Here is a 19,771-nt window from a genome sequence, read left to right on the forward strand (position 1 = left end):
ACGCCAGTCGGCGTGTTGAGCCCCATCTTGGCGCACAGCCGCGCCGAGAACAAGGCCCGGCGGGCGATTGCCGGGCGCTTGGCAGGAATTAGTTAGTGCATCACGACCGGCTGGTGACCCAGGCTGGCATAGGTCTCGATGAAGTCATCGAGGTCCTCTTCGGACGGGTCCTGCCCCATCAGGGTCTCGACCCCTTGCTGGAACTGCTCAGCCAGCGCGCCCTCGATGAAGATCTCCTTGCGGGCGAACTTGTCGACGATCTCGAAACCGCCGCGGCTGAGCTGGAACTCGGGCTCGATCTCATCGGCAGCGCGCAGACCGGCCGCGACCGGCACGTCGAACTGCACGACGATGAAGCTGGGGGAGTTGTAAAGCATGTGCATGAAGTACTCCTGTGCCCGTTAGCTGTGGTCAGACTAAGCCCTTTCAAGCGACTTTCATGCCGACCACGCACAAATAGTCTCAGAAAGTCCCGCGACTCGGGGGATGGGGTCTTCGCGCTTTGTGGTGGAAGCGTCACAAGATCACGGATGGGCGACCCGCTCAAACCCTTGCTCAGAGCACCACAAAGAGCAGCCACACCAGCACCGGCGCCAGCACCGTGACGGCGCCGCCATAGAGCAGCAGCGTGCGGAAGAAGCGTTCCCGGTCCACGCCCTTGGCATTCGCCAGCACCAGCGCCCCATTGGTCGAGAAGGGGCTGACGTCGACGATGGTCGACGAGACCGCCATCGCGGCGATGAAGCCGATCGCCATGCCGCTGTTGTCGCCCTGCAAAAAGGGCACGCCCAGCGGTATCAGCGAGCCCAGCACCGCGGTCGATGACGCGAACGCCGAAATCACTGCGCCGACAAAGCACAGCAGCAGGGCCGCCATCAGCGGCGAGGTCAGCTGGGCCACGCTATTGCCGACGTAGGAGATCGTGCCCATCTTGTCCATCACGCCGATATAGGTGCTGACACCGACGATCAGCATGATCTCGGGCCAGGATACCTGGCCGAGCGCGCTCTTCTGCAGCCGCGGCTGCAGCAGGCTCAGCGCCAGGCCGATGCTGATCGACACAAAGCCGATGTCGAGCTTGTAGACCAGGGTCAGCACGGCCAGCGACAACAGCCCCAGCGCGGTGATGAGCTGGTGGACATTGGTGCTCTGGAAGGTCTGGGTGTTGACCTGGCCGAGCATCGAGGAGCGGCTGCTCGCGACCCGGCGTCCCTCACCGAAGGACTCGGCCTCGGCGCCGCCGAAGACCTGCGGGCCGCCCTGAGCCCGCGCCACCTGGGGAATCGGCGGCAGCTCGCTGTCGGGCCCGTCGGCGTGACGGCGCATCAGCTTCATGCCGCCCAGCATCACGAACAGGCCCAGCGCGACGACGAAGTTGACGCCGAAGCTGGCCAGCATCGTCGTCAGCTCGCTGAGCGGCAGGCCGGCGCGGGCGACGATCTTGTTGGTGATGCCGCCGTAGATGCTGATCGGCGAGAAGCCGCCCGCCTGCGCGCCGTGGATCACCATCAAGCCCATCATCAGCGGGTTGATGCCGTGCTTGGCCGCGAAGCCCAGCGCGATCGGCGCGATGATGGCCACCGCGGCCGGGCTGACGGCGCCGACCGAGGTCAGCACCGCCGCGATGAAGAACATGATCCACGGAATCGCCGCGATCCGGCCGCGCACCGCGCGCACCGCGATCCTGACCAGCCAGTCGATGGTGCCGTTGTTCTGCGCGATCGCGAACAGATAGGTGATGCCGGCCAGCGTCAGAAAGAGGTCGGCGGGGAAGCCGGCGATGATGGCCTTGGCGTCCATGCCCACCACCAAGGTGCCGACGAGAAAGGCGCCGACAAAGGCCAGCACCCCCATATTGATCGGCAGCACGGTGGCGATGACGAACATGGCCGCGAGCGGAAGAATCGACATCCAGTGGATGCTCATGGTTTGTCTCCTGTGGCTGCGGCTGGGCCGCTTTGGTATCGCACGGTATCGGGGGCGCCCGACCGCTTCAATCAAGCCGGGCGACGGACCGTTACGGCTTCAGGAAAGGTCGGGAGCCAAGCTGCAGACGCGCGCGTGCCCCGCTCAGGCGCAGCAGCACTGCGCGACCCAGCGGCTCAGGCCCTGCCGGGTCCTGAACTCGTCGGCGGATCGGGCCGGGATGTCCGGATACCGCTGATTCCACAGGCCGGCCAGCGCCTGGCCGCCGCCGATCTCCAGCACGCAGCGCGGTGCGCGCATCGCCAGCTGGTCCATGCAGTCGTCCCAATGCACCGTGCTGGCGATCTGCCGGGCCAGCGCCTCGCGCGCCGCATCGGCGCGCCAGATCCGCTCTGCCGTGTTGCTGAACAGCGGCCAGCGCGGCGCCTCGAAGCGCACCGGGCGGAGCCGCTCGGCGAAGCCGTCGGCGGCCGGCTGCATCGCTGCGGTGTGCGAGGCCACATCGACCGCCAGCCGGGTGCAGCGGGCGCCATGGCGACCGGCCAGCGGCTCGAAATCATCGAGCGCGCGCTGCGGCCCGCCCAGCACGACGCGGTCCGCGCCATTCGAGATCGCGATGGCTAGCGGTGTATCGCGCAGCAGCGACAAAAGGGCATCGCGCGCGAGGCCGGTCACGCCCATCAGCCCGCCGGGTGTGGCACGGCTGGCCTCATCCATCAGCTCGGCCCGCCGGGCGGCCAGCGCGAGGGCATCGGTGGGAGCCAGCACGCCGGCGGCGCCGAAGGCCGCCAGCTCGCCGACGCTGTAGCCGGCGATGCCCAGCGGCTCGGGCAGCTCGTCCGCCAGCTGCTGCCAGGCGGCCAGCGCCGTTGCGGTGATCAGCTGCTGGGCGTTGCGGTTGCGGCGTGCCCAGGCCGGGTCGGCCAGCGCCGCGCGCCAGTCGGCGACGCCCAGGCGCTCGCACAGTGCCTGGGTCAGCGCGTCGGGCGCCAGCCAGGGCAGCATGCCGGCATGCTGATGCCCCTGGCCGCTGAAGATCAGGGCCAGGCTCATTCAGGCCGCGCCCAGGCGCATCAGCCAGCAGCAGCTCGCCAGCATATCGGCCGCGCCACCGGGCGAGAGCCGTCGTGCGACGAAGGCCGCGCCGATCCGCTGCGCCCGCACCAGCCCGTCGGGCGCTGCGGCGCCGCCCTGCGCGAGGAAGTCGCGCGCCGCGCGCTGCGCGAACGCGAGCCCCTCGGCGCCGCCACGGTGGGCCAGATTGCTGTCGTCCAGCACCGCGATGATGTGGAACAGAGCATCGAGCTGGGCCAGCGGCGGCCTCAGGCCGCGCGCCAGCGCCGTGCGCAGGGCCGGCAGCGCCAGCTCGAAGACCACCGGGAAACCCGCGGCCGCTTCCTCCGAGGCGCTGCGCAGCCCGAGCCGGCGCGCCGCGATGCCGCCAGGCAGGGTCGAAGGCCGCGCTGCGCGCGCGCGCAGCGCGGCACCCCAGTGTTCGATCAGCGTGGCGCGAATCCGCGCGGCGCTCACAGGCGCTCCGGACTGCGAGGCGGCCCCAGCGGCCGCGCACAGCAGGCCGAGCTGGAAGACCGCGCCACGATGGGTGTTGATGCCGCCGGTCGCCGCCAGCATCTGCGCCTCGGCCGCGATGCCGCAGCGCTCCAGCACGGCAAAGGGCGCGAGTTCGCTACCCAGCTGCGCGATCTCGACGAAGTAGCCGCGCAGCGCCAGCAGGCTGCGCATAAAGGTCCGGGCGTCCATATCGCTGTGGCTGCCCGTGCTGCTCAGCGTGACCAGGCCCGGCTTGGGCGACAGCAGCAGCTCATCGCGCAGCGCCAGCGTCGCGGCCCGGCCGATCTGCGCGGGCGAGAGCAGCGGCTCTACATCGAGGCAGGGGCGCGCCAAGGGGCTCACAGCGCGGCCTCCACCGGCGCCTGGCCCAGCAGCTCGTCGAGCGTTCGCAGCAGCCGGCTGCCGCCCAGGGTCTTCACCAGGATGGCGCTGCTGCGCCCGGACCGCCAGGCCGCCCATTCGCGCCAGGAGACCGCGCTGTCGCCCTTGAACAGCAGCTCGCCGTCCAGGCGCAGGCCCTCGGCCGCGAAGTCGTTCAGCAGCGCGGCGATCTCGTCGGCCTGCTGCGGCTCGGCCGCCGGCAGCCACAGGTCGAGGTCGGAGCGGCTGTGCAGATGGCCGGCGCCGCTCAGAAACTGCCAGCCGTAGCTGCCGTAGGCACGCGGGGTCGCGCCCGCCGTGCGCAGCGCGGCGCAGAGCCGCTCCCAGGCGGCGCGTGCGCGGGCCGGCAGCAGGGGCGTGATCTGCGCGCCGGTCGGGAACTCGTCGAAGTACAGCACCTCGGCGCGCGGCACCTGCAGACCGATCCGGCGCCGCTCCCAGCGCAGCGGCGCCGACAGGCCCATCGCGATCACTGGCGCGTTTGTCTCGCTGCCGCAGCGCTGCTGCGTGATCACCAGCGGCAGGCCGGCGTCGGCCCAATGGGCCAGGCAGGCCTGTTCCAGCGCGTCGCGGGCCTGGGCGCGCACGGCCGCCCAACCACCCGGCGTCAGGCGCGCGAGCTGATGTCGATGCAGACGCAGCATCGGTCGCTCCCGCTCAGGCCGCGTCCAGCACGCGCTGGATCACCGCGGCCGCCATCCGCCGTCCGCCGCGTGCGGCGCCGTCTGCGGCCCGCTGGTCCTCGGTCGGCGCGTCCCGCAGCGACTGGCGCAGCGCCTCGGCGAGATCGCCGGTCCAGAGCCGGCGCACGCCGCCCATCGCGACATAGTTCTCGACGCCCGGCGCGAACACCGGGTTGGCGACCGACAGCCGCTCCAGCAGCGCCTCCGGCAGCTTGGTGACGCGCGCCATCGCCGGGATGCGCATCACGCGAATCTCGGCCTCGGGCAGCGCATCGCAGGCATCGGCGATCAGGCCCGAGGTGATGAAGCCGCCGGACAGCGCCTGGTCGTAGACCAGGCCCAGCACCCGGTGGCCACGGCGGCGCGCGAAGTCGATGGCCGTGCCCAGATGGGCCATCGCCCGGTTGATGCCCAGCAGCTCGTCGCGCCGGCGCAGCTGCTGGCCCTGCGTGTCGATCAGCAGCAGGATGCTGCGGCCGGGGTGGCGGGTGAGCGTGTCGAGGATCACGCGCGCCTGGGCCAGGGCCAGGCGCACGCCGATCGGGGCATGGGCCGTGGTGCCGACGATGGTGAGCGGTTCGCCGTCAAAGCTCACCGTGCCGTGCAGGAAGTCGCCCTCCCGTTCGATGCCGTGCTCGGTGCCGAACAGCTGGCCGGCCAAGAGTTGCCAATCCATCGCGATTCCTCAGAGGGTGCGCAGGCCGCGCACGGCGGCCACGTCGAGATCGGGCACCTGGGCCGCCGCAGCGACGCCCAGACGGGTCCATAGCGTGGTGGCTTCGTCAGCGTCAGCGTCCCTGTCTTCGAGCAGGGTCAGGCGCGCGGCCAGCAGTGCATGTTCGGCCTCCAGGCTGGCCAGGCTCACCGGGCTGGGCGTGTCGAGCGCGGCCATCATGGCAATAGCGGCGGCGCGGAATTCGGCGACATCGTCGTCGACCAGCACGTCGCAATCGTCGCTCAGCCAGCGGTGCTTGCCGCCGGTGGTGCGCCAGACCAGCGCGCGGTCGCGGGCATCGAATTCCTCGACCCCGTGCGAAGCCTCGATGACCTCGGGCCCCGACATCGCGAGCCGTCCCCGGTCGCTCATCACCACGCGGTCGGCGCAGCGGGCCACGATGCCCATGCCGCCGAAGCAGCCGTTGGCGCCGCCGATCAGCATGATGACGGGGATGCCGGCCGCCCGCACATCGAGCACCGCGCGCATCAGCTCCGACACCGCGATCAGGCCGGCATTGGCCTCATGCAGGCGCACGCCGCCGGACTCGGCCAGCATCAGCACCGCGTCCGGCCGGTCCCGCAGCGCGCGCTGCAGCAGGCCGACCAGCTTGGCGCCATGCACCTCGCCGACGCCACCGCCCATGAAGCCGCCTTCCTGGGCCGCGACGAAGACCGTCCGCCCGGCCAGCAGTGCCCGGCCGATGGCCACGCCATCGTCGAAGGCCGAGGGCACCCCCAGCTGCGCCAGATGCGGGCTGCTGAGCCGCTCGGTCGGCGGCAGCCATTCATGGAAGCTGCCGGGGTCGAGCAGCTGGGCCAGGCGCTCGCGCGCCGAGCACTCGGCATAGGACAGCGTCGGGCTCATGGCAGCAGCTCCTGCACGGCCTGGTCGAGCCGCAGGCCGACCACGGCGGGCGTCGCGCCCATATCGTTGATCGAGACCCGCAGGCCGGCGAGCTGATGGCGGCGCTGGAAGTCGTCCAGCACCGCCGCCCAGATCGTGCCGAAGCCGCGTGCCGAGGTCTGCACCTGGATCACGCAGTCCGGCCCTGCGACCGGTTCCAGCATCACCTCGAGATTGCCCGAGCCGACCACGCCGACCAGCACCGAGGCGAAGGCCGGCACGCTGCGGCTGCCGCTGAAGCGGAAGTCCAAGGTCTCCAGACCGGGTGGGATGGGGCTCATCGCTGTCTCTCCTGAATGGCTTGGCCGTGCTGCCCGCTCACCAGTTGCGGAAGCGCTTGGGCGGGTTGTAGAGCCCGCCCGAGGCCGTGACGATCTCGCGCATGCTGCGGGCGGCCAGCAGATTGCGGCTGGCCTGGCGCGTGTCGATGCCGAGGTCTTGCGGGCGGCGGATCACGCCGCGGTCGCGCAGGTTCTCGACGGCGCGATGGTCGCGCCCCAGGCCGACCGCGGTATAGCCGGCCACGCCACGGATGGCCTGCTCGCGCTCCTCGTCATTGCGGCACAGCAGCAGGTTGGCGATGCCTTCCTCGGTCAGGATGTGGCTGACATCCTCGCCGTAGATCATGATGGGCGGCAGCGCCATGCCGGCCTGTTGCTGAAGTTCCCAGGCGTCGAGCCGGTCGACGAAGGCGGGCTGCATATGCTCGCGGAAGGTCTCGACCATCTGCACCACCAGCTTCTGGCCACGTGGCGTGGCCGCGGCGCCGCTGAGGTGGCCGCGCGCCTCGCGCCCGGCCTTCAGCCAGGCCGGGCTGGCATGGCGCCGGCCGCGGGCATCGGCGCCCATATTGGGCGCGCCGCCGAAGCCGGCGATCCGGCCCAGCGTCGCGGTCGAGCTATTGCCCTGCAGGTCGATCTGCAAGGTGGAGCCGATGAAGAGGTCGCAGGCGTAGTGGCCGGCGGCCTGGCAGAAGGCGCGGTTGCTGCGCAGGCTGCCGTCGGCGCCGGTGAAGAAGACATCGGAGCGGGCGCGGATGTAGTTCTCCATGCCCAGCTCGGAGCCGAAGGAATGGATGGACTCGACCCAGCCGGCCTCGATGGCCGGGATCAGCGCCGGATGCGGGTTGAGCGCCCAGTGCTGGCAGATTTTGCCCTTGAGCCCCAGCGATTCGCCATAGGTCGGCAGCAGCAGCTCGATGGCCGCGGTGTCGAAGCCGATGCCGTGGTTGAGCCGTTGCACGCCGTACTCGGCGTAGATGCCCTTGATCGCCATCATGGCCATCAGCACCTGGATCTCGCTGATCTGGGCCGGGTCGCGGGTGAACAGCGGCTCGATGAAATTGGGCGTCGGGGCCAGCACGACGAAATCCACCCAGTCGGCCGGCACATCGACGCGCGGCAGCGGCTGGCCGGCGGGCATGATCTCGTTGACCTGGGCGATCACGAGGCCGCCTGAGAAGGCCGTGGCCTCGACGATGGCCGGCGTGTCCTCGGTGTTGGGGCCGGTGTAGAGATTGCCCTGGGCGTCGGCGGCCTGCGCGGCGATCAGCGAGACCTTGGGGGTCAGGTCGATGAAGTAGCGCGCGAACAGCTCCAGATAGGTGTGGATCGCGCCGATATTGATGCGCCCGGCGCTGACCAGCTTGGCCAGCCGCGCGCCCTGCGGGCCGGAGAAACTGAAGTCCAGCGTGCTGGCGATGCCGTTCTCGAAGATGTCCAGATGCTCGGGCAGGGCCAGCACCGACTGCACCATGTGCAGATCGTGCACCCGCTGCGGGTCCAGTTGGACCAGGGCCTTGGCCAGGAAGTCGGCCTGCTTCTGGTTATTGCCCTCCAGGCAGACGCGATCGCCCGCTTCGAGCACCGCTTCCAGCAGCCTGCCGATGGCCGCGCTCGCCACCCGCTTGCCGGTCAGCTCGGTCCCCAGCGCCTCGCCGGCGCGCGCGAGGCGGGCGCTGCGGTTGCGGGCTTTGGTGTCTCGGTTGATGCGGTCCATGGTCACGGACGGTACGGGCTGCGCCGCCGGCGGTCAATCAACCCGGGTGGCGAACGCTTACGGCCAGCGGAATGGTCGGCCGGCGGGTTCAGCTTGCCGGGATGCGCAAGGTGCGGCTGGCGGCCAGCAGGGCCAGCAGGGTCGGATCGCGCTCGCGGCTGCGCAGAAAGCACAGCGCGATGGACTGGCGCATCGCATAGCGCGGGTCCAGCGGGATCAGCCGGACATTGGGCGGCAGCACGCTGCGCACGCGACCGGGCAGCAGCGTGCAGCCGATACCGCCCCCGACCAGGTTCATCAGCGAGAAGATGTCATTGGTCTTCATCACCACCTGCGGCTCGAAACCGGCCAGCCGGAAGGCGTCCATGAAGCGGCTGTAGGTGACGAAGCCCTCCTGCAGGCTGACGAAGCGCTCGTCCGCGCAGTCCTCCAGCGCGATGCTGGCGCGGCCGGCGTAGGCCGAGCCCTCCGGGGCCGCGAAATAGATGTTGTCGTCGAACAGGGCCTGGCTTTCGAGGTCCGTGCAGCCCTCGGGATGGCCGATCACGGCGGCGTCGATGCTGCCCTCGCGCAACTTCTGCAGCAGATCGTTGTTGGAGCCCAGGATCAGCTCCGCCTGCACATCGGGCTTGCGCAGCTTCAGCGCCATGATCAGGGCCGGCACGGTGCCGCTGGTCAGCGAGTACAGCGAGCCGATACGGATGCGCTCCGAGCCATAGCCGGCCAGCGCCCGGGTGGCGCGCACGCCCTCGTCCATGCGCTGCAGGATGTCGCGCGCCACCTCGGCCAGCGCGTGGGCCGCTTCGGTCGGCTGCAGATTGCGGCCTTCGAGCCGGAACAGCGCGCAGCGGGTGCCGGACTCCAGCGAATGCAGCGCGCGATGGACGCTGACCGCGCTGATGCCCAGCCGCTCGGCGGCCCGCGCAAGGCTGCCGCTTTCAAGAAAGCTGATCAGGATCTCGAGCTTGCGAAACGTGATGTCTTCATGGATGCGAGGCAGCATGAGGGCGATGATCGCATGGGCCGCAGCGGCGCCGCTTCAGCAGGCCTGCGCCTCGGAACACAGCCTCAGCAGCCAGGTCCGGCCGTCCGCGCCGGCCTGGCGCAGCTGCACCGGCAGGTGCTGGCGGGCGGGGTCGAGCCAGACATCGAGCGCGGCGTCGTAAGGTCCCAGTGCCTCGCGCTGCAGATGCAGCGCGTTCTCGACCGGGCCGACCGGCAGCTCCAGGTCCTCGCTGCGCTGCACGACAAAGCGCCAGTTCGCGAGATCGCCGCGCAGGCCGGCCACCGGCAGGCTCAGCTCGGTGCCGGGCCGGCGCAGCGCGGGGTTGGCGGCGGTCAGCGCGGCCAGCTGGATCATCCAGGTCAGCCGGTCCTGCACACCGGCCGGCAGCGGCAGCAGCGCGGGGCTGGCCGAGAAGCTGATCAGCCCCTGCGCGCGGCGGAAGTTGGTGGCCTGGCTGTCGCGGCCGCGGCGCTGTTGGGCGAAGCGCTCGGGGGCCAGGCCTTGCGCGTCGAAGCCGCCCTCGCTGCGCCAGCCGGGCAGGGTGCGGTCCGGCAGCTCGCGCTCCAGCCGGGCCTGGTAGTGCAGGCCATCGGGCTGCCAGCTCAGGCGGGCGATCCCGCCGGCCTCGCCCTGGCGCAGCTCATAGTGCCAGAGGAAGGCGGCAGCCGGCGTCGCGGCGATGAGCGGCGCGGCCGGGGCGCTCGGCACGGCGGCTTGTTGTGGCTGTGGCGCTGGCCGCAGTCGTTGGCGTGGCGCAGGAGCTTTAGTCTCAGCCGGCATGACGATCTCGGGCCGCGGTGTCGCGATGACGATCTGCCGCGTCAGCATCGCGGCACTAGCGCCGACTTGGCTGGCCTGGCGGGGCTGCGGGCGCCCGTCGCCGAGCCCGTTCAGCAGCGCCCAGTGCAGGGCCAGAGCGCCGGCGGCGGCCCACAGCAGCGATGGCGGGAGGGCAGGGCGAGACATCGGACAATGCTGCTTCTTGCCTTGCAGCCGACCTATCCCATGAAACTTGCCAGCTATAACGACGGTTCCCGCGACGGCCAGCTGATCGTGGTCTCGCGTGACCTCAGCTCCGCCCACTATGCCAATGGCATTGCCACGCGGCTGCAGCAGGTGCTCGACGACTGGAACTTCCTGTCGCCCCAGCTCGACGAGCTCTACACCCAGCTCAACCACGGCAAGCTGCGCCATGCCTTTGCCTTCGATCCCAAGCTTTGCATGGCGCCGCTGCCGCGCGCCTACCAGTGCATCGAGGCCCTGAGCCCTGACGAGGAGGCGGCCGAGCCGCTGATGCAGCAGGTCGGCAGCGACGACTTCATCGGCGCTTGCGAGACGCTGCGCTTCGGCGCCGAGGCCATGGGCCTGGGCTGCGAGCCGCGGCTGGCGGCGGTCTGCGGCGATGTGGCCCAGGGCGCCGGCCCCGAGCAGGCGCTGGAGGGGGTGCGCCTGCTGGCGCTGGCCGGCAGCTGGCTGTTGCGGCAGCTGGAGCCGGCCGAGCGTGCGCGCGGGGCCGGCCTGCTGCAGAGCCGGCCCGCCACCGCCTTCGCGCCGGTGGCGCTGACGCCCGACGAGCTCGGCGAGGCCTGGCAGGGCGGGCGCGCCCGGCTGACGCTGCAGGTCATGGTGAACGGACGCAAAAGTGGCGGCGCCGGCGGCGAGACGGGGGGGCGCTGGCATCTGGGGCAGCTGATCGCCCATGCGGCCCGGACGCGCCGGCTGCGGGCCGGCAGCCTCGTCGGCAGCGCTCCGCTGGACCTGCAGGCCTTGCCAGCACTGAAATTCGGCGACTCGCTGCGCCTCGAACTCAAGAGCCCGGACGGGCAGAGCCCCTTCGGCGCGATCGACCAGGATGTGGAGGCCTTGGCATGACGACGAACCCGCGCAAGAAGATCATCATCGACACCGACCCGGGTCAGGACGATGCGGTCGCGATCCTGCTGGCGCTGGCCAGCCCGGAGCTGGAGGTGCTGGGCCTGACGACGGTGGCCGGCAATGTGCCGCTGGCCTTGACCAGCCGCAATGCGCTGATGGTCTGCGAGCTGGCCGGACGACGCGACATCCCGGTCTACGCCGGTGCCGACCGGCCGCTGCTCAAACCGCTGGTGACCGCCGAGTTTGTCCATGGCAAGACCGGGCTCGACGGGCCCACGCTGCCGGAGCCGACGCTGGCGCTGGCCGATGGCCATGCGGTGGACTTCCTGATCGACACCTTGATGCGCGAGGACCGCGTCACCCTGTGCCCGCTGGGTCCGCTGACCAATATCGCGCTGGCGCTGGCGCGCGAGCCGCGCATCGCGGCCCGCATCGAGCGCATCGTGCTGATGGGCGGCGGCGGCTTCGAGGGCGGCAACATCACGCCGGCGGCCGAGTTCAATATCTATGTGGACCCGCAGGCCGCCGATCTGGTGTTCCGCTCCGGCGTGCCGATCACGATGGCGCCGCTGGATGTCACGCACCAGGCGCTGACCACGCGAGCGCGCGTCGCCGCGATCCGGGCGCTGGGCACGCCGCTGGGCGAGGCGGTCGCGCTATGGCTGGAGTTCTTCGAGCGCTTCGACGAGCAGAAGTACGGCCAGGAGGGCGGGCCGCTGCACGACCCCTGCGTGATCGCCTGGCTGCTGCGCCCCGAGCTGTTCACCGGCCGCGACTGCCATGTCGCGATCGAGACCGCCAGCCCGCTGACCCAGGGCATGACCGTGATCGACTGGTGGGGCGTGACCGGCAAGCCGGCCAACGCCCATGTGCTGGGCGGACTGGATGCCGATGGCTTCTATGCGCTGATCACCGAGCGGCTGGCCCGGCTCGGCTGATGGCAAGATAGGCCCTCGATTCAAGGGAGCCTCGCGTCATGCTGCATCGTCGTCACTTTGTCTGTTCCGCTGGCCTGCTGCTGCCGGCCTTTGGCGCGCGGGCCGCGCTCAACGAGACCGATGCCGCATCCGGTATCCGCACGGCGCTGGAGCGCGGCGCGGTGGCGGCGGTTGGGCTGCTCGGCAAGCCCGATGGCTTCCTGGGCAACCCGCTGGTGCGCATCGAGCTGCCGGGTTATCTGAAGGATGGCGCCAAGCTGCTGAAAGCCACCGGCCAGGGCAAGCGCGTCGACGAGCTGCTGACCGCGATGAACCGCGCCGCCGAGGCGGCGGTGCCGGAAGCCAAAAGCCTGCTGGTGGCGGCGGTGAAGAGCATGAGCGTCGAGGACGGCCTGAAGATTCTGCGCGGCGGCGACGACGCCGCCACCCAGTTCTTTGCCGGCAAGACCCGCGAGCCGCTGGGCCAGAAGTTCCTACCCATCGTCAGCCGGGCGACCCAGAAGGTGAAGCTGGCCGACAAGTACAACGCGGTGGCCGGCAAGGCGGCCGGCATGGGCCTGATCCGCAGCGAGGACGCCAATATCCAGCAATATGTGACGGGCAAGGCGCTGGACGGCCTGTTCCTGATGATCGGCGAGGAGGAAAAGAAGATCCGCAAGGACCCGGTCGGCACCGGCAGCGCGATCCTGAAGAAGGTCTTCGGAGCGCTGTGATGAGTTCAGCCTGGCAGGACCGCAGCCACGACCTCGACAGCCTGGACCAGCTGCGAAGCCTCTATCCGCCGCCCGAGGCGCCGGCCACGCTGGACAAGGAGTGCGACCACATCCATCCGCTGTACCGGCCCTTCATCGAGGCCGCGCCCTTCGCGGTGCTGGCCACGCGCAGCCCGCGCGGGCTGGATACCTCGCCGCGCGGCGATGCGCCGGGTTTCGTCACGGTGGCCGACGAGAAGACCCTGCTGCTGCCCGACCGGCGCGGCAACAACCGCATCGACAGCCTGCGCAATGTGCTGCACGACCCCGAGGTCGCGCTGCTCTTCCTGATCCCCGGCATCGGCGAGGCCTTGCGCGTCAACGGCAGGGCCCGCATCAGCGCGGCGCCGGCCCTGCTGCAGCGCTTCGAGTTCGAGGGCAAGCTGCCCCGCTCGGTGCTGGTCATCGAGGTGAAGCTGGTGTTCTTCCAGTGCGCCCGGGCGATCAAGCGCTCGGGGCTGTGGGAGCCGGCCGCCCAGATCGAGCGCAGCGCCTTGCCGTCGACCGGCAGCATCCTGCAGGCCCTGAGCGCGCGGGTCGATGGCGCCGCCTATGACGTGGCGCTGGAGGAGCGGCAGCGGCTGACGATGTATTGAGTGGAGCAGGCCGGCCGCCTCGATATACTGATTTTCTATACAGTTTCTCAAGGCCGTGTCTATGCTCCATCACCTCTCGTTCGGCGTCCGAAACCTGCGGCGGGCCGCCGATTTCTACGACGCGGTCCTGCAGCCCCTGGGCTATGTGCGTGTGTGGACGGATTTCGAGGGCGATGAAGACACGCAAGCGGTGGGCTACGGGGAGCCCGGCGGCGGCGACAAGCTGGCGCTGAAGCAGTGTCCGAGCGGGGCCGTCGCCCCTGGCCCGGGGTTTCATCTCGCCTTCTCGGCGCCAAGCCGGGAGGCGGTCGACAGCTTCCACGAGGCCGCCATGCGCAGCGGTGGGCAAGACAATGGCGCCCCCGGTCTTCGGCCCGACTACGGCCCCGACTACTACGCCGCCTATGTTGTCGATCCGGACGGTTGGCGTATCGAGGCCGTCATCAACACGGTGGCCTAGCCCTCGCCGCAGCCATACTGCGAACCCATGAACCCCCGCGCCCCCACCATCGTCGATGTCGCCGCACAGGCCGGCGTCTCCATCAAGACCGTTTCGCGGGTCTTGAACCATGAGGCTGGCGTCCACGAAGAGACGCGCGAGCAGGTGCTGAAGGTGGTGGCCGAGCTGAAGTACCGGCCCAAGCTGTCGGCGCGCAGCCTGGCCGGTGCGCGCTCCTTCCTGATCGGGCTGCTGTACTACGACCCCAGCGCGGCCTTTGTCGGCGGGGTGCAGCAGGGCGCGACCCTGCGCTGCCGCGAGGCGGGCTATCACCTGGTGGTGGAGTCGCTGGACAACGATGCGCCGGACATCGAGAGCCAGGTCGAGCGCATGCTGTCGGCGCTGCGGCCGGACGGCATGATTCTGGCGCCGCCGATCTGCGACAACCCCAAGGTGCTGAAGGCTCTGCGCGACAGCAACACGCCCTGCGTGCAGATGTCGCCCGGGCTGCCCGACGAGCGCAGCGCGGTCGTGCGCATGGACGATGTGCAGGCGGCCGAGGAGGTGACGAATCTGCTGCTGAGCCTGGGTCATCGCCATATCGGCTTCATCCGTGGCGCCACCGACCAGGCCGCCTCGGCGCTGCGCTACCAGGGCTTTGCCCAGGCGATGCAGGCCCATGGGCTGGCGGTCGAGCCCGAGCTGGTTTACCAGGGCGACTTCACCTACCCGTCCGGCGTCGAAGGCGCGCACGCCTTGCTGAGCCGGCGCCAGCGGCCCACGGCGGTGTTTGCCAGCAATGACGATATGGCGCTGGGCGTGCTGGCGGCGGCGCAGCGTCTGGGCCTGGCGGTGCCGGCCGATCTGTCGATCGCCGGCTTCGACGATTCGCCGGCGGCCAGCCTGGTCTGGCCGCCGCTGACCACGGTGCGCCAGCCGGTCGCGGCGATGGCGCGGGCGGCGGTGGACCTGCTGATCGCGCCCGATGGCGAGCCCGGCCCCCGGGTGATTGCGCATGAGTTGGTGGTGCGCGATTCGACCTCGGCCCTGCCGCATGCGCCGTCCGGGCGTCGCCGTGGGGCGGTCCAGAAAGCCTGAAGCAAAACTACGGGAAGACCCTTTGTTGACCGGGAATGACAACGTTGTCAGAATCCGCTCAAGCAATAAAGACAACGTTGTCAATTGCGTAGGAAGACAACAGGCGCGGCATCAGACCGGGCCGGATTCCACCGCGTCGCCGGGCCCACCCGACGGCGTTCCGACCACACCGATGGATGGAGACAAAGATGATCGCAAACAAGACCGCATGCCTGCGGCTGGCCCTGGTGCCCGCCGCGATCCTGGCCGGATTCGGCGCTTCGGGCCCAGCCATGGCCCAGTCCAGCAGCGAGGCGCCGACCGCGCTGGAGCGCGTCACGGTGTCGGCCACCAAGCGCCTGACCTTTGTGCAGGACACACCGCTGGCCGTGACCGCGCTGACGCAGAAGGAGCTGGATCGCGCCGGCGTCAAGGATCTGTCGACGATGCAGGCCCTGGTGCCGAACCTGAGCATCGAGCAGCACGGTGACTCGGGTGGCGTCCACGTCTTCCTGCGCGGCATCGGCTCGACCAACCATACCGAGTTGGGTGACCCGGCCGTGGCCTTCCATGTGGACGGCGTCTACTCACCGCGGCCGCAGGGCGCGACGGTGCTGATGTATGACCTGGAGAGCGTCGAGGTGGCGCGCGGCCCGCAGGGCACGCTGTTCGGCCGCAATGCGACGGCCGGCTCGGTCAATCTGAACACCGCCAAGCCCAAGCTGGGCCAGTTCGGCGGCTCGGGCAGCATGCTGCTGGGCGACCGCAACCGCACGACGCTGCAGGGCGCGCTCAATGTGCCGCTGGGCGAGACGCTAGCGCTGCGGGTCGCCGCGATCCAGGAAAAGCAGGACGGCTGGGTGGACTTCCAGGCCCGCTCCAATGTGCAGCCCGGTGCGCGCAAATACGGCGCCTCGGACCAGGCCGGCGTGCGCAGCACGCTGCTGTGGGAGCCCAGCCCCGCGCTGACCGCCACCGTCGCGGCCGAGTACTACCGCGACCAGGGCACCGGCCAGGTCTCGCTGATGCAGCAGCCGCGCCCCGGCCAGAAACTGCGCTCGGCGCTGATCGACACGCCCGGACATCTGGACCAGGACATCATCACCTACCGCGGCCGCGTCGACTGGCGGCCCAGCGATGCGATCGAGGTCAGCTATATCGGCAGCTGGAGCCGACTCAAGCGCCAGAACGCCAGCGACAACGATGCCGGCACCCAGCCGGGCTTCAAGCAGGAGCACCGCACCGAGTGGTCGCAGTTCGACAACTACACCCATGAAGTCAATCTGAAGAGCACCGGCAGCGGGCCCTTCCAGTGGATCGCCGGCGCCTTCATGATCAAGGAAGACAACAAGATCCGCTTCGACATCGACATCTCGAAGACGGCGGTCGCGGCCGGCGCCGGCCCCATCGTGATCAATCCGGTGCTGCCGACCGATGTGGCCTGGGCCATGTCCTTCATCCAGCCCAAGCGCACCCTGGATTCCAAGGCAGTGTTCGGTCAGGGCACCTTCGCCTTCACCAAGGACCTGAAGCTGACCGCCGGCGCCCGCTACACCGACGAGAAGAAGCAGGACGTCGGCGGCCGCAACTGGGTCTGCCCCGACTTCGGCGCCACCATCGCCAACGGCGGCCGCCTGATCGGCCCCGGCGGGCCGGTCGATGTGGCCAGCTGCGGCAGCGTCCATGCGCCCGGCACCTGGCCCGGCGGCGGTGCCAATGATGGCCGCACCAGCGACGACGCCTCCACCTATCTGCTGCGCGGCGAGTTCAAGGCCAGCCCCGATCTGCTGACCTATGCGACCCTGTCCACCGGCTTCAAGTCCGGCGGCCTGTCGGACGGCGGCCGGCGCCACCTGCCGGAAAAGCTGACCAATGTGGAGCTGGGTGCCAAGGCCGAGTTCTTCCAGCGCAGCCTGGCGCTGAACCTCGCGGCCTTCTGGATGAAGTACAAGGACATGCAGGTCTCGGCCATCGAGTACCAGCCCAATGGCCAGCAGCAGCTCGTCACCAGCAATGCCGCGAAGGCGACGATCAAGGGCGTCGAGGCCGAGCTGAGCTGGCGACTGACGCGCGATGCGCGGCTGATGGGCAATGCCTCGGTGCTGAACGCGCAGTATGACGACTTCCTGACCTGCGATTCGGCCCTCCTGGACTGCAACAACACCGCCAACTTCGTCAATCTGAAGGGCTCGAAGCTGCCGCATGCGCCCAAGTTCAGCACCACGCTGGCCTTCGAGCATGACTTCGCGCTGGGCAGCGGCCGGCTGACGCCGCGCATCGGCGTGCACTACCAGGCCCGCAGCTATCTGAGCAACTTCAACACCGCGCCCACCGCCGCGGTGAAGCCCGGCTCCTTCGCCGAGGCGCGCACGCAAAAGGCCTACAGCAAGGTGGACCTGAGCCTGCGCTACGAGGACGGCAAGGGCCGCTGGGAGCTGGAGGCCTTTGTCAACAACGCCACCGACAAGATGGTCAAGACCGATGCCTCCTGGATCGGCGACACCAGCACCTGGGTGAGTTTCTACAACCCGCCGCGCACCTACGGCGTCAAGGCGGCTTACCGCTTCTGAGGCGGCCGAGCGAGGGCAGCGTGATGGCGGCAAGTCTGCATTCCGGTGAGTCGGCAAAGCCCTTAGGCTGAACCACCGCACAAGCAGCTCACGGAGATACCGGTGACACTCAAGACCAGCCTCATCGCGCTGACCCTGCTGATGCTCGGCAGCCTCGCCCTGGCCCAACCGGCCAGGCCGCAGCTCCGGGTCGCCACCTTCCCCGATCTCGACCGTGCCGCCAAGGCCGCGGCCGCGATCTGGGCCCAGCGCCACCCCGGCATCGAGCTGAAGATCGTCTCGATGCAGTACGCCGACCATCATATGGCGATGACCACGGCCCTGGCCACTGGCTCCGGCCTGCCCGATGTGATGGCCATCGATCTGCGCTTCATCGGCAAGTTCGCGGCTTCGGGCGGCTTCGTCGATCTGAACCAGGCGCCCTACAACGCCGGCGCGATGGCCGGCGACTATGTGCGCTATGCGCTGATCCAGGGCCAGAGCCGCAAGGGCGCGCAGCTCGCGATGCCGGCCGATATCGGCCCCGGCACCTTGCTCTACCGCAAGGACATCCTCGACAAGGCCGGCGTCAGCGAGGCCGAGATCACCAAGGACTGGGCCTCCTACCTGGCCGCCGGCAAGAAGATCAAGGCCGCCACCGGCGCCTTGCTGATGGCCGACGCCGCCGACCTGCGCGATATCGCCTTGCGTCAGGGCTTGAAGGACGGGGAGGGCATTTACTTCGATGCCGACGGCAAGGTGTTGGTCGAGAGCGAACGTTTCCGCCAGGCCTTCGAGCTGGGCCGCGCGGCGCGCGCCGCCGGGCTCGATGCCCATGCCTCGGCCTGGAGCAACGACTGGGCGGCCGGCTTCAAGCAGGGCCGCATCGCGACCCAGATGATGGGGGCCTGGCTGGTCGGCCATCTGAAGAACTGGCTGGCGCCGGACACCGCCGGGCTGTGGCGCTCCGCACCCCTGCCCGGCGGCGTGCAGGCGGCCTATGGCGGCTCCTTCTACGCGATCCCGAAGAAGGCTCAGCACAAGGACGCGGCCTGGGACTTCATCCGCCTGATGACGGCCGACAAGGCGGTGCAGATCAACTCGCTGCGCGTGCTGGACAGCTACCCGGCCTTGCTGGCCGCCCACCAGGACCCGCTGATGGACGAGCCGATCGCCTTTCTCGGCGGCCAGGTGGCGCGTCAGATGTGGCGCGAGACGGCGGCCCGCGTGCCGGCCACGCCGGTCAGCCCCTTCGATGTGCTGGCCACCACCATCATCCGTGACGAGTTCGAGAAGGTCATCACACGCGGCAAGGACATCGCCACCGCGCTGAAGGATGCGCGCGAGCTGATCGAGCGCCGCACACGCCGCCGCCCGGGGAGGGATGCGTGATGGCCCGGCCCCTGCTGTCGCGCCGCTGGGCGCCCTATCTCTTCATCGCGCCCTTCTTCCTGCTGTTCGCGGTGTTCGGTCTGTTCCCGCTGCTGTTCTCGATCTATCTGTCGCTGCACCAGTGGAACCCGGCCGAGGGCCTGCACACCATGCACTGGGTCGGCTTGGAGAACTACTGGTACGCCCTCACCGACCCCTGGTTCCACGACTCGCTCTACAACACCGTCTGGTTCGCGCTGGTCGCCGGCCTCCCGCAGCATCTGGTGGCGCTGCCGCTGGCCTTCTTCATCCACCAGCGCGTCAAGCGCGGCCGCAATCTGCTGGTCGGCGCCTACTTCGTGCCCTACATCACCTCCAGCGTCGCGATCGCGCTGATCTTCACGACCCTGCTCTCCAAGGACTACGGCCTGGTCAATGCGGCGCTGGCCGAGCTGACCCGCATCCCGCTGCTGGGCAGCCCGCTGGAGGCGGTGCTGCAAAGCCGCGGCGGCGCGATCGACTGGCTGGGCGATGCCGACACCACCAAGCCGGCCGTGGCCTTTGTCGTGTTCTGGCGCTATCTGGGCTGGAACCTGGTGCTCTATCTGTCAGCCCTGCAGGTCATCGACAAGGACCTGTACGAGGCCGCGACGCTGGACGGCGCCAAGCCCTGGCAGCAGTTCCGCTACATCACCTTGCCGCTGCTGCGCCCGATGATGTTCTTCGCGGTGAGCCTGACCATCATCGGCAGCCTGCAGCTCTTCGAGGAGCCCTTCATCCTGGTGGACAGCGAGCGCGGCGCCAGCCAGTCGGTGATGACCAGCGCGATCTTCATGTACCGGCTGGCCTTCTCGGACGGCGATTTCGGCACCGCCTCGGCCGTCTCCTGGCTGCTGTTTTTCCTGATCGCCGCGCTGACCTGGCTCAACGCGAAATTGTTCGGCAGCGACGCGCGAGGTGAGCATGCAGCACGCTGATCCCACCCTG

20 protein-coding genes are annotated in these 19,771 nt (G+C 69.6%); 9 read left to right on the top strand and 11 right to left on the bottom strand.

Annotation, left to right across the window (positions count from 1 at the left end; translation table 11 throughout):
- Positions 1 to 92: 92 nt before the first annotated feature.
- The 11 genes from O5M90_RS19020 to O5M90_RS19070 all read right to left on the bottom strand — a co-directional run bounded on the left by O5M90_RS19020 (position 93) and on the right by O5M90_RS19070 (position 10,153).
- Positions 93 to 383: a BTH_I0359 family protein gene (locus tag O5M90_RS19020; RefSeq protein ID WP_137942703.1), complete on the bottom strand. Its 291-nt coding sequence runs from the start codon at positions 381 to 383 to the stop codon at positions 93 to 95.
- 172 nt (positions 384 to 555) lie between these two features.
- Entirely contained in the window at positions 556 to 1,926 is a 1,371-nt protein-coding gene (locus O5M90_RS19025; RefSeq protein ID WP_269839972.1) for an SLC13 family permease, read from the bottom strand.
- 144 nt (positions 1,927 to 2,070) lie between these two features.
- The gene (locus O5M90_RS19030; RefSeq protein WP_269839973.1) at positions 2,071 to 2,979 is read right to left on the bottom strand and encodes an ACP S-malonyltransferase; all 909 of its coding nucleotides are present in this window, start codon (positions 2,977 to 2,979) and stop codon (positions 2,071 to 2,073) included.
- Positions 2,980 to 3,840, bottom strand: a complete 861-nt coding sequence (gene mdcB, locus O5M90_RS19035) for a triphosphoribosyl-dephospho-CoA synthase MdcB (RefSeq protein WP_269839974.1) — start codon at positions 3,838 to 3,840, stop codon at positions 2,980 to 2,982. It abuts the gene before it with no gap.
- A complete protein-coding gene (gene mdcG / locus O5M90_RS19040) occupies positions 3,837 to 4,523 on the bottom strand; it encodes a malonate decarboxylase holo-[acyl-carrier-protein] synthase (protein ID WP_269839975.1) in 687 nt (228 codons plus the stop codon). The genes mdcB and mdcG overlap by 4 nt, the downstream gene beginning before the upstream one ends.
- Before the next feature lie 13 nt (positions 4,524 to 4,536).
- Positions 4,537 to 5,238 (bottom strand): biotin-independent malonate decarboxylase subunit gamma, encoded by a 702-nt coding sequence (locus tag O5M90_RS19045; RefSeq protein ID WP_269839976.1) that lies wholly within the window; start codon positions 5,236 to 5,238, stop codon positions 4,537 to 4,539.
- A 9-nt stretch (positions 5,239 to 5,247) separates the two neighbouring features.
- Positions 5,248 to 6,144: a biotin-independent malonate decarboxylase subunit beta gene (locus O5M90_RS19050; protein WP_269839977.1), complete on the bottom strand. Its 897-nt coding sequence runs from the start codon at positions 6,142 to 6,144 to the stop codon at positions 5,248 to 5,250.
- Positions 6,141 to 6,464 carry a malonate decarboxylase acyl carrier protein gene (mdcC, locus tag O5M90_RS19055; RefSeq protein ID WP_269839978.1) on the bottom strand — a complete coding sequence of 108 codons (324 nt, stop codon included), beginning with the start codon at positions 6,462 to 6,464 and terminating at the stop codon, positions 6,141 to 6,143. Before mdcC ends, O5M90_RS19050 begins: the two co-directional genes overlap by 4 nt.
- A 37-nt stretch (positions 6,465 to 6,501) precedes the next feature.
- Positions 6,502 to 8,181: a malonate decarboxylase subunit alpha gene (gene mdcA / locus O5M90_RS19060; protein ID WP_269839979.1), complete on the bottom strand. Its 1,680-nt coding sequence runs from the start codon at positions 8,179 to 8,181 to the stop codon at positions 6,502 to 6,504.
- An 88-nt stretch (positions 8,182 to 8,269) separates the two neighbouring features.
- The gene (locus O5M90_RS19065; protein ID WP_269839980.1) at positions 8,270 to 9,184 is read right to left on the bottom strand and encodes a LysR family transcriptional regulator; all 915 of its coding nucleotides are present in this window, start codon (positions 9,182 to 9,184) and stop codon (positions 8,270 to 8,272) included.
- Between the two features lie 36 nt (positions 9,185 to 9,220).
- Positions 9,221 to 10,153, bottom strand: a complete 933-nt coding sequence (locus O5M90_RS19070) for a DUF3108 domain-containing protein (RefSeq protein ID WP_269839981.1) — start codon at positions 10,151 to 10,153, stop codon at positions 9,221 to 9,223.
- Between the two features lie 39 nt (positions 10,154 to 10,192).
- On the opposite strand from O5M90_RS19070, the gene O5M90_RS19075 reads away from it, so the two are divergent.
- The 9 genes from O5M90_RS19075 to O5M90_RS19115 all read left to right on the top strand — a co-directional run bounded on the left by O5M90_RS19075 (position 10,193) and on the right by O5M90_RS19115 (position 19,761).
- Complete coding sequence (locus tag O5M90_RS19075; RefSeq protein WP_440402262.1) at positions 10,193 to 11,059, top strand: fumarylacetoacetate hydrolase family protein; 867 nt, start codon at positions 10,193 to 10,195, stop codon at positions 11,057 to 11,059.
- Positions 11,056 to 12,000 (top strand): nucleoside hydrolase, encoded by a 945-nt coding sequence (locus O5M90_RS19080; RefSeq protein WP_269839982.1) that lies wholly within the window; start codon positions 11,056 to 11,058, stop codon positions 11,998 to 12,000. The genes O5M90_RS19075 and O5M90_RS19080 overlap by 4 nt, the downstream gene beginning before the upstream one ends.
- Positions 12,001 to 12,041: 41 nt before the next feature.
- A complete protein-coding gene (locus O5M90_RS19085) occupies positions 12,042 to 12,713 on the top strand; it encodes a DUF4197 domain-containing protein (RefSeq protein WP_432767380.1) in 672 nt (223 codons plus the stop codon).
- Positions 12,713 to 13,348 carry a pyridoxamine 5'-phosphate oxidase family protein gene (locus O5M90_RS19090; protein WP_137942716.1) on the top strand — a complete coding sequence of 212 codons (636 nt, stop codon included), beginning with the start codon at positions 12,713 to 12,715 and terminating at the stop codon, positions 13,346 to 13,348. Before O5M90_RS19085 ends, O5M90_RS19090 begins: the two co-directional genes overlap by 1 nt.
- 61 nt (positions 13,349 to 13,409) lie before the next feature.
- Positions 13,410 to 13,808, top strand: coding sequence for a VOC family protein (locus O5M90_RS19095; protein ID WP_269839984.1), 399 nt, complete (start codon positions 13,410 to 13,412; stop codon positions 13,806 to 13,808).
- A 27-nt stretch (positions 13,809 to 13,835) separates the two neighbouring features.
- On the top strand, positions 13,836 to 14,885 hold the full coding sequence (locus O5M90_RS19100) for a LacI family DNA-binding transcriptional regulator (RefSeq protein WP_262971797.1): 1,050 nt from the start codon (positions 13,836 to 13,838) through the stop codon (positions 14,883 to 14,885).
- A 188-nt stretch (positions 14,886 to 15,073) separates the two neighbouring features.
- Positions 15,074 to 17,434: a TonB-dependent receptor gene (locus tag O5M90_RS19105; RefSeq protein ID WP_269839985.1), complete on the top strand. Its 2,361-nt coding sequence runs from the start codon at positions 15,074 to 15,076 to the stop codon at positions 17,432 to 17,434.
- A gap of 102 nt (positions 17,435 to 17,536) precedes the next feature.
- Positions 17,537 to 18,805 (top strand): ABC transporter substrate-binding protein, encoded by a 1,269-nt coding sequence (locus O5M90_RS19110; RefSeq protein ID WP_440402263.1) that lies wholly within the window; start codon positions 17,537 to 17,539, stop codon positions 18,803 to 18,805.
- Positions 18,805 to 19,761 carry a carbohydrate ABC transporter permease gene (locus O5M90_RS19115; protein WP_269839988.1) on the top strand — a complete coding sequence of 319 codons (957 nt, stop codon included), beginning with the start codon at positions 18,805 to 18,807 and terminating at the stop codon, positions 19,759 to 19,761. The genes O5M90_RS19110 and O5M90_RS19115 overlap by 1 nt, the downstream gene beginning before the upstream one ends.
- The last annotated feature ends 10 nt before the right edge of the window (positions 19,762 to 19,771 follow it).

The sequence above is a fragment of the Paucibacter sp. M5-1 genome, assembly GCF_027498415.2.
Taxonomy (GTDB): domain Bacteria; phylum Pseudomonadota; class Gammaproteobacteria; order Burkholderiales; family Burkholderiaceae_C; genus Roseateles_E.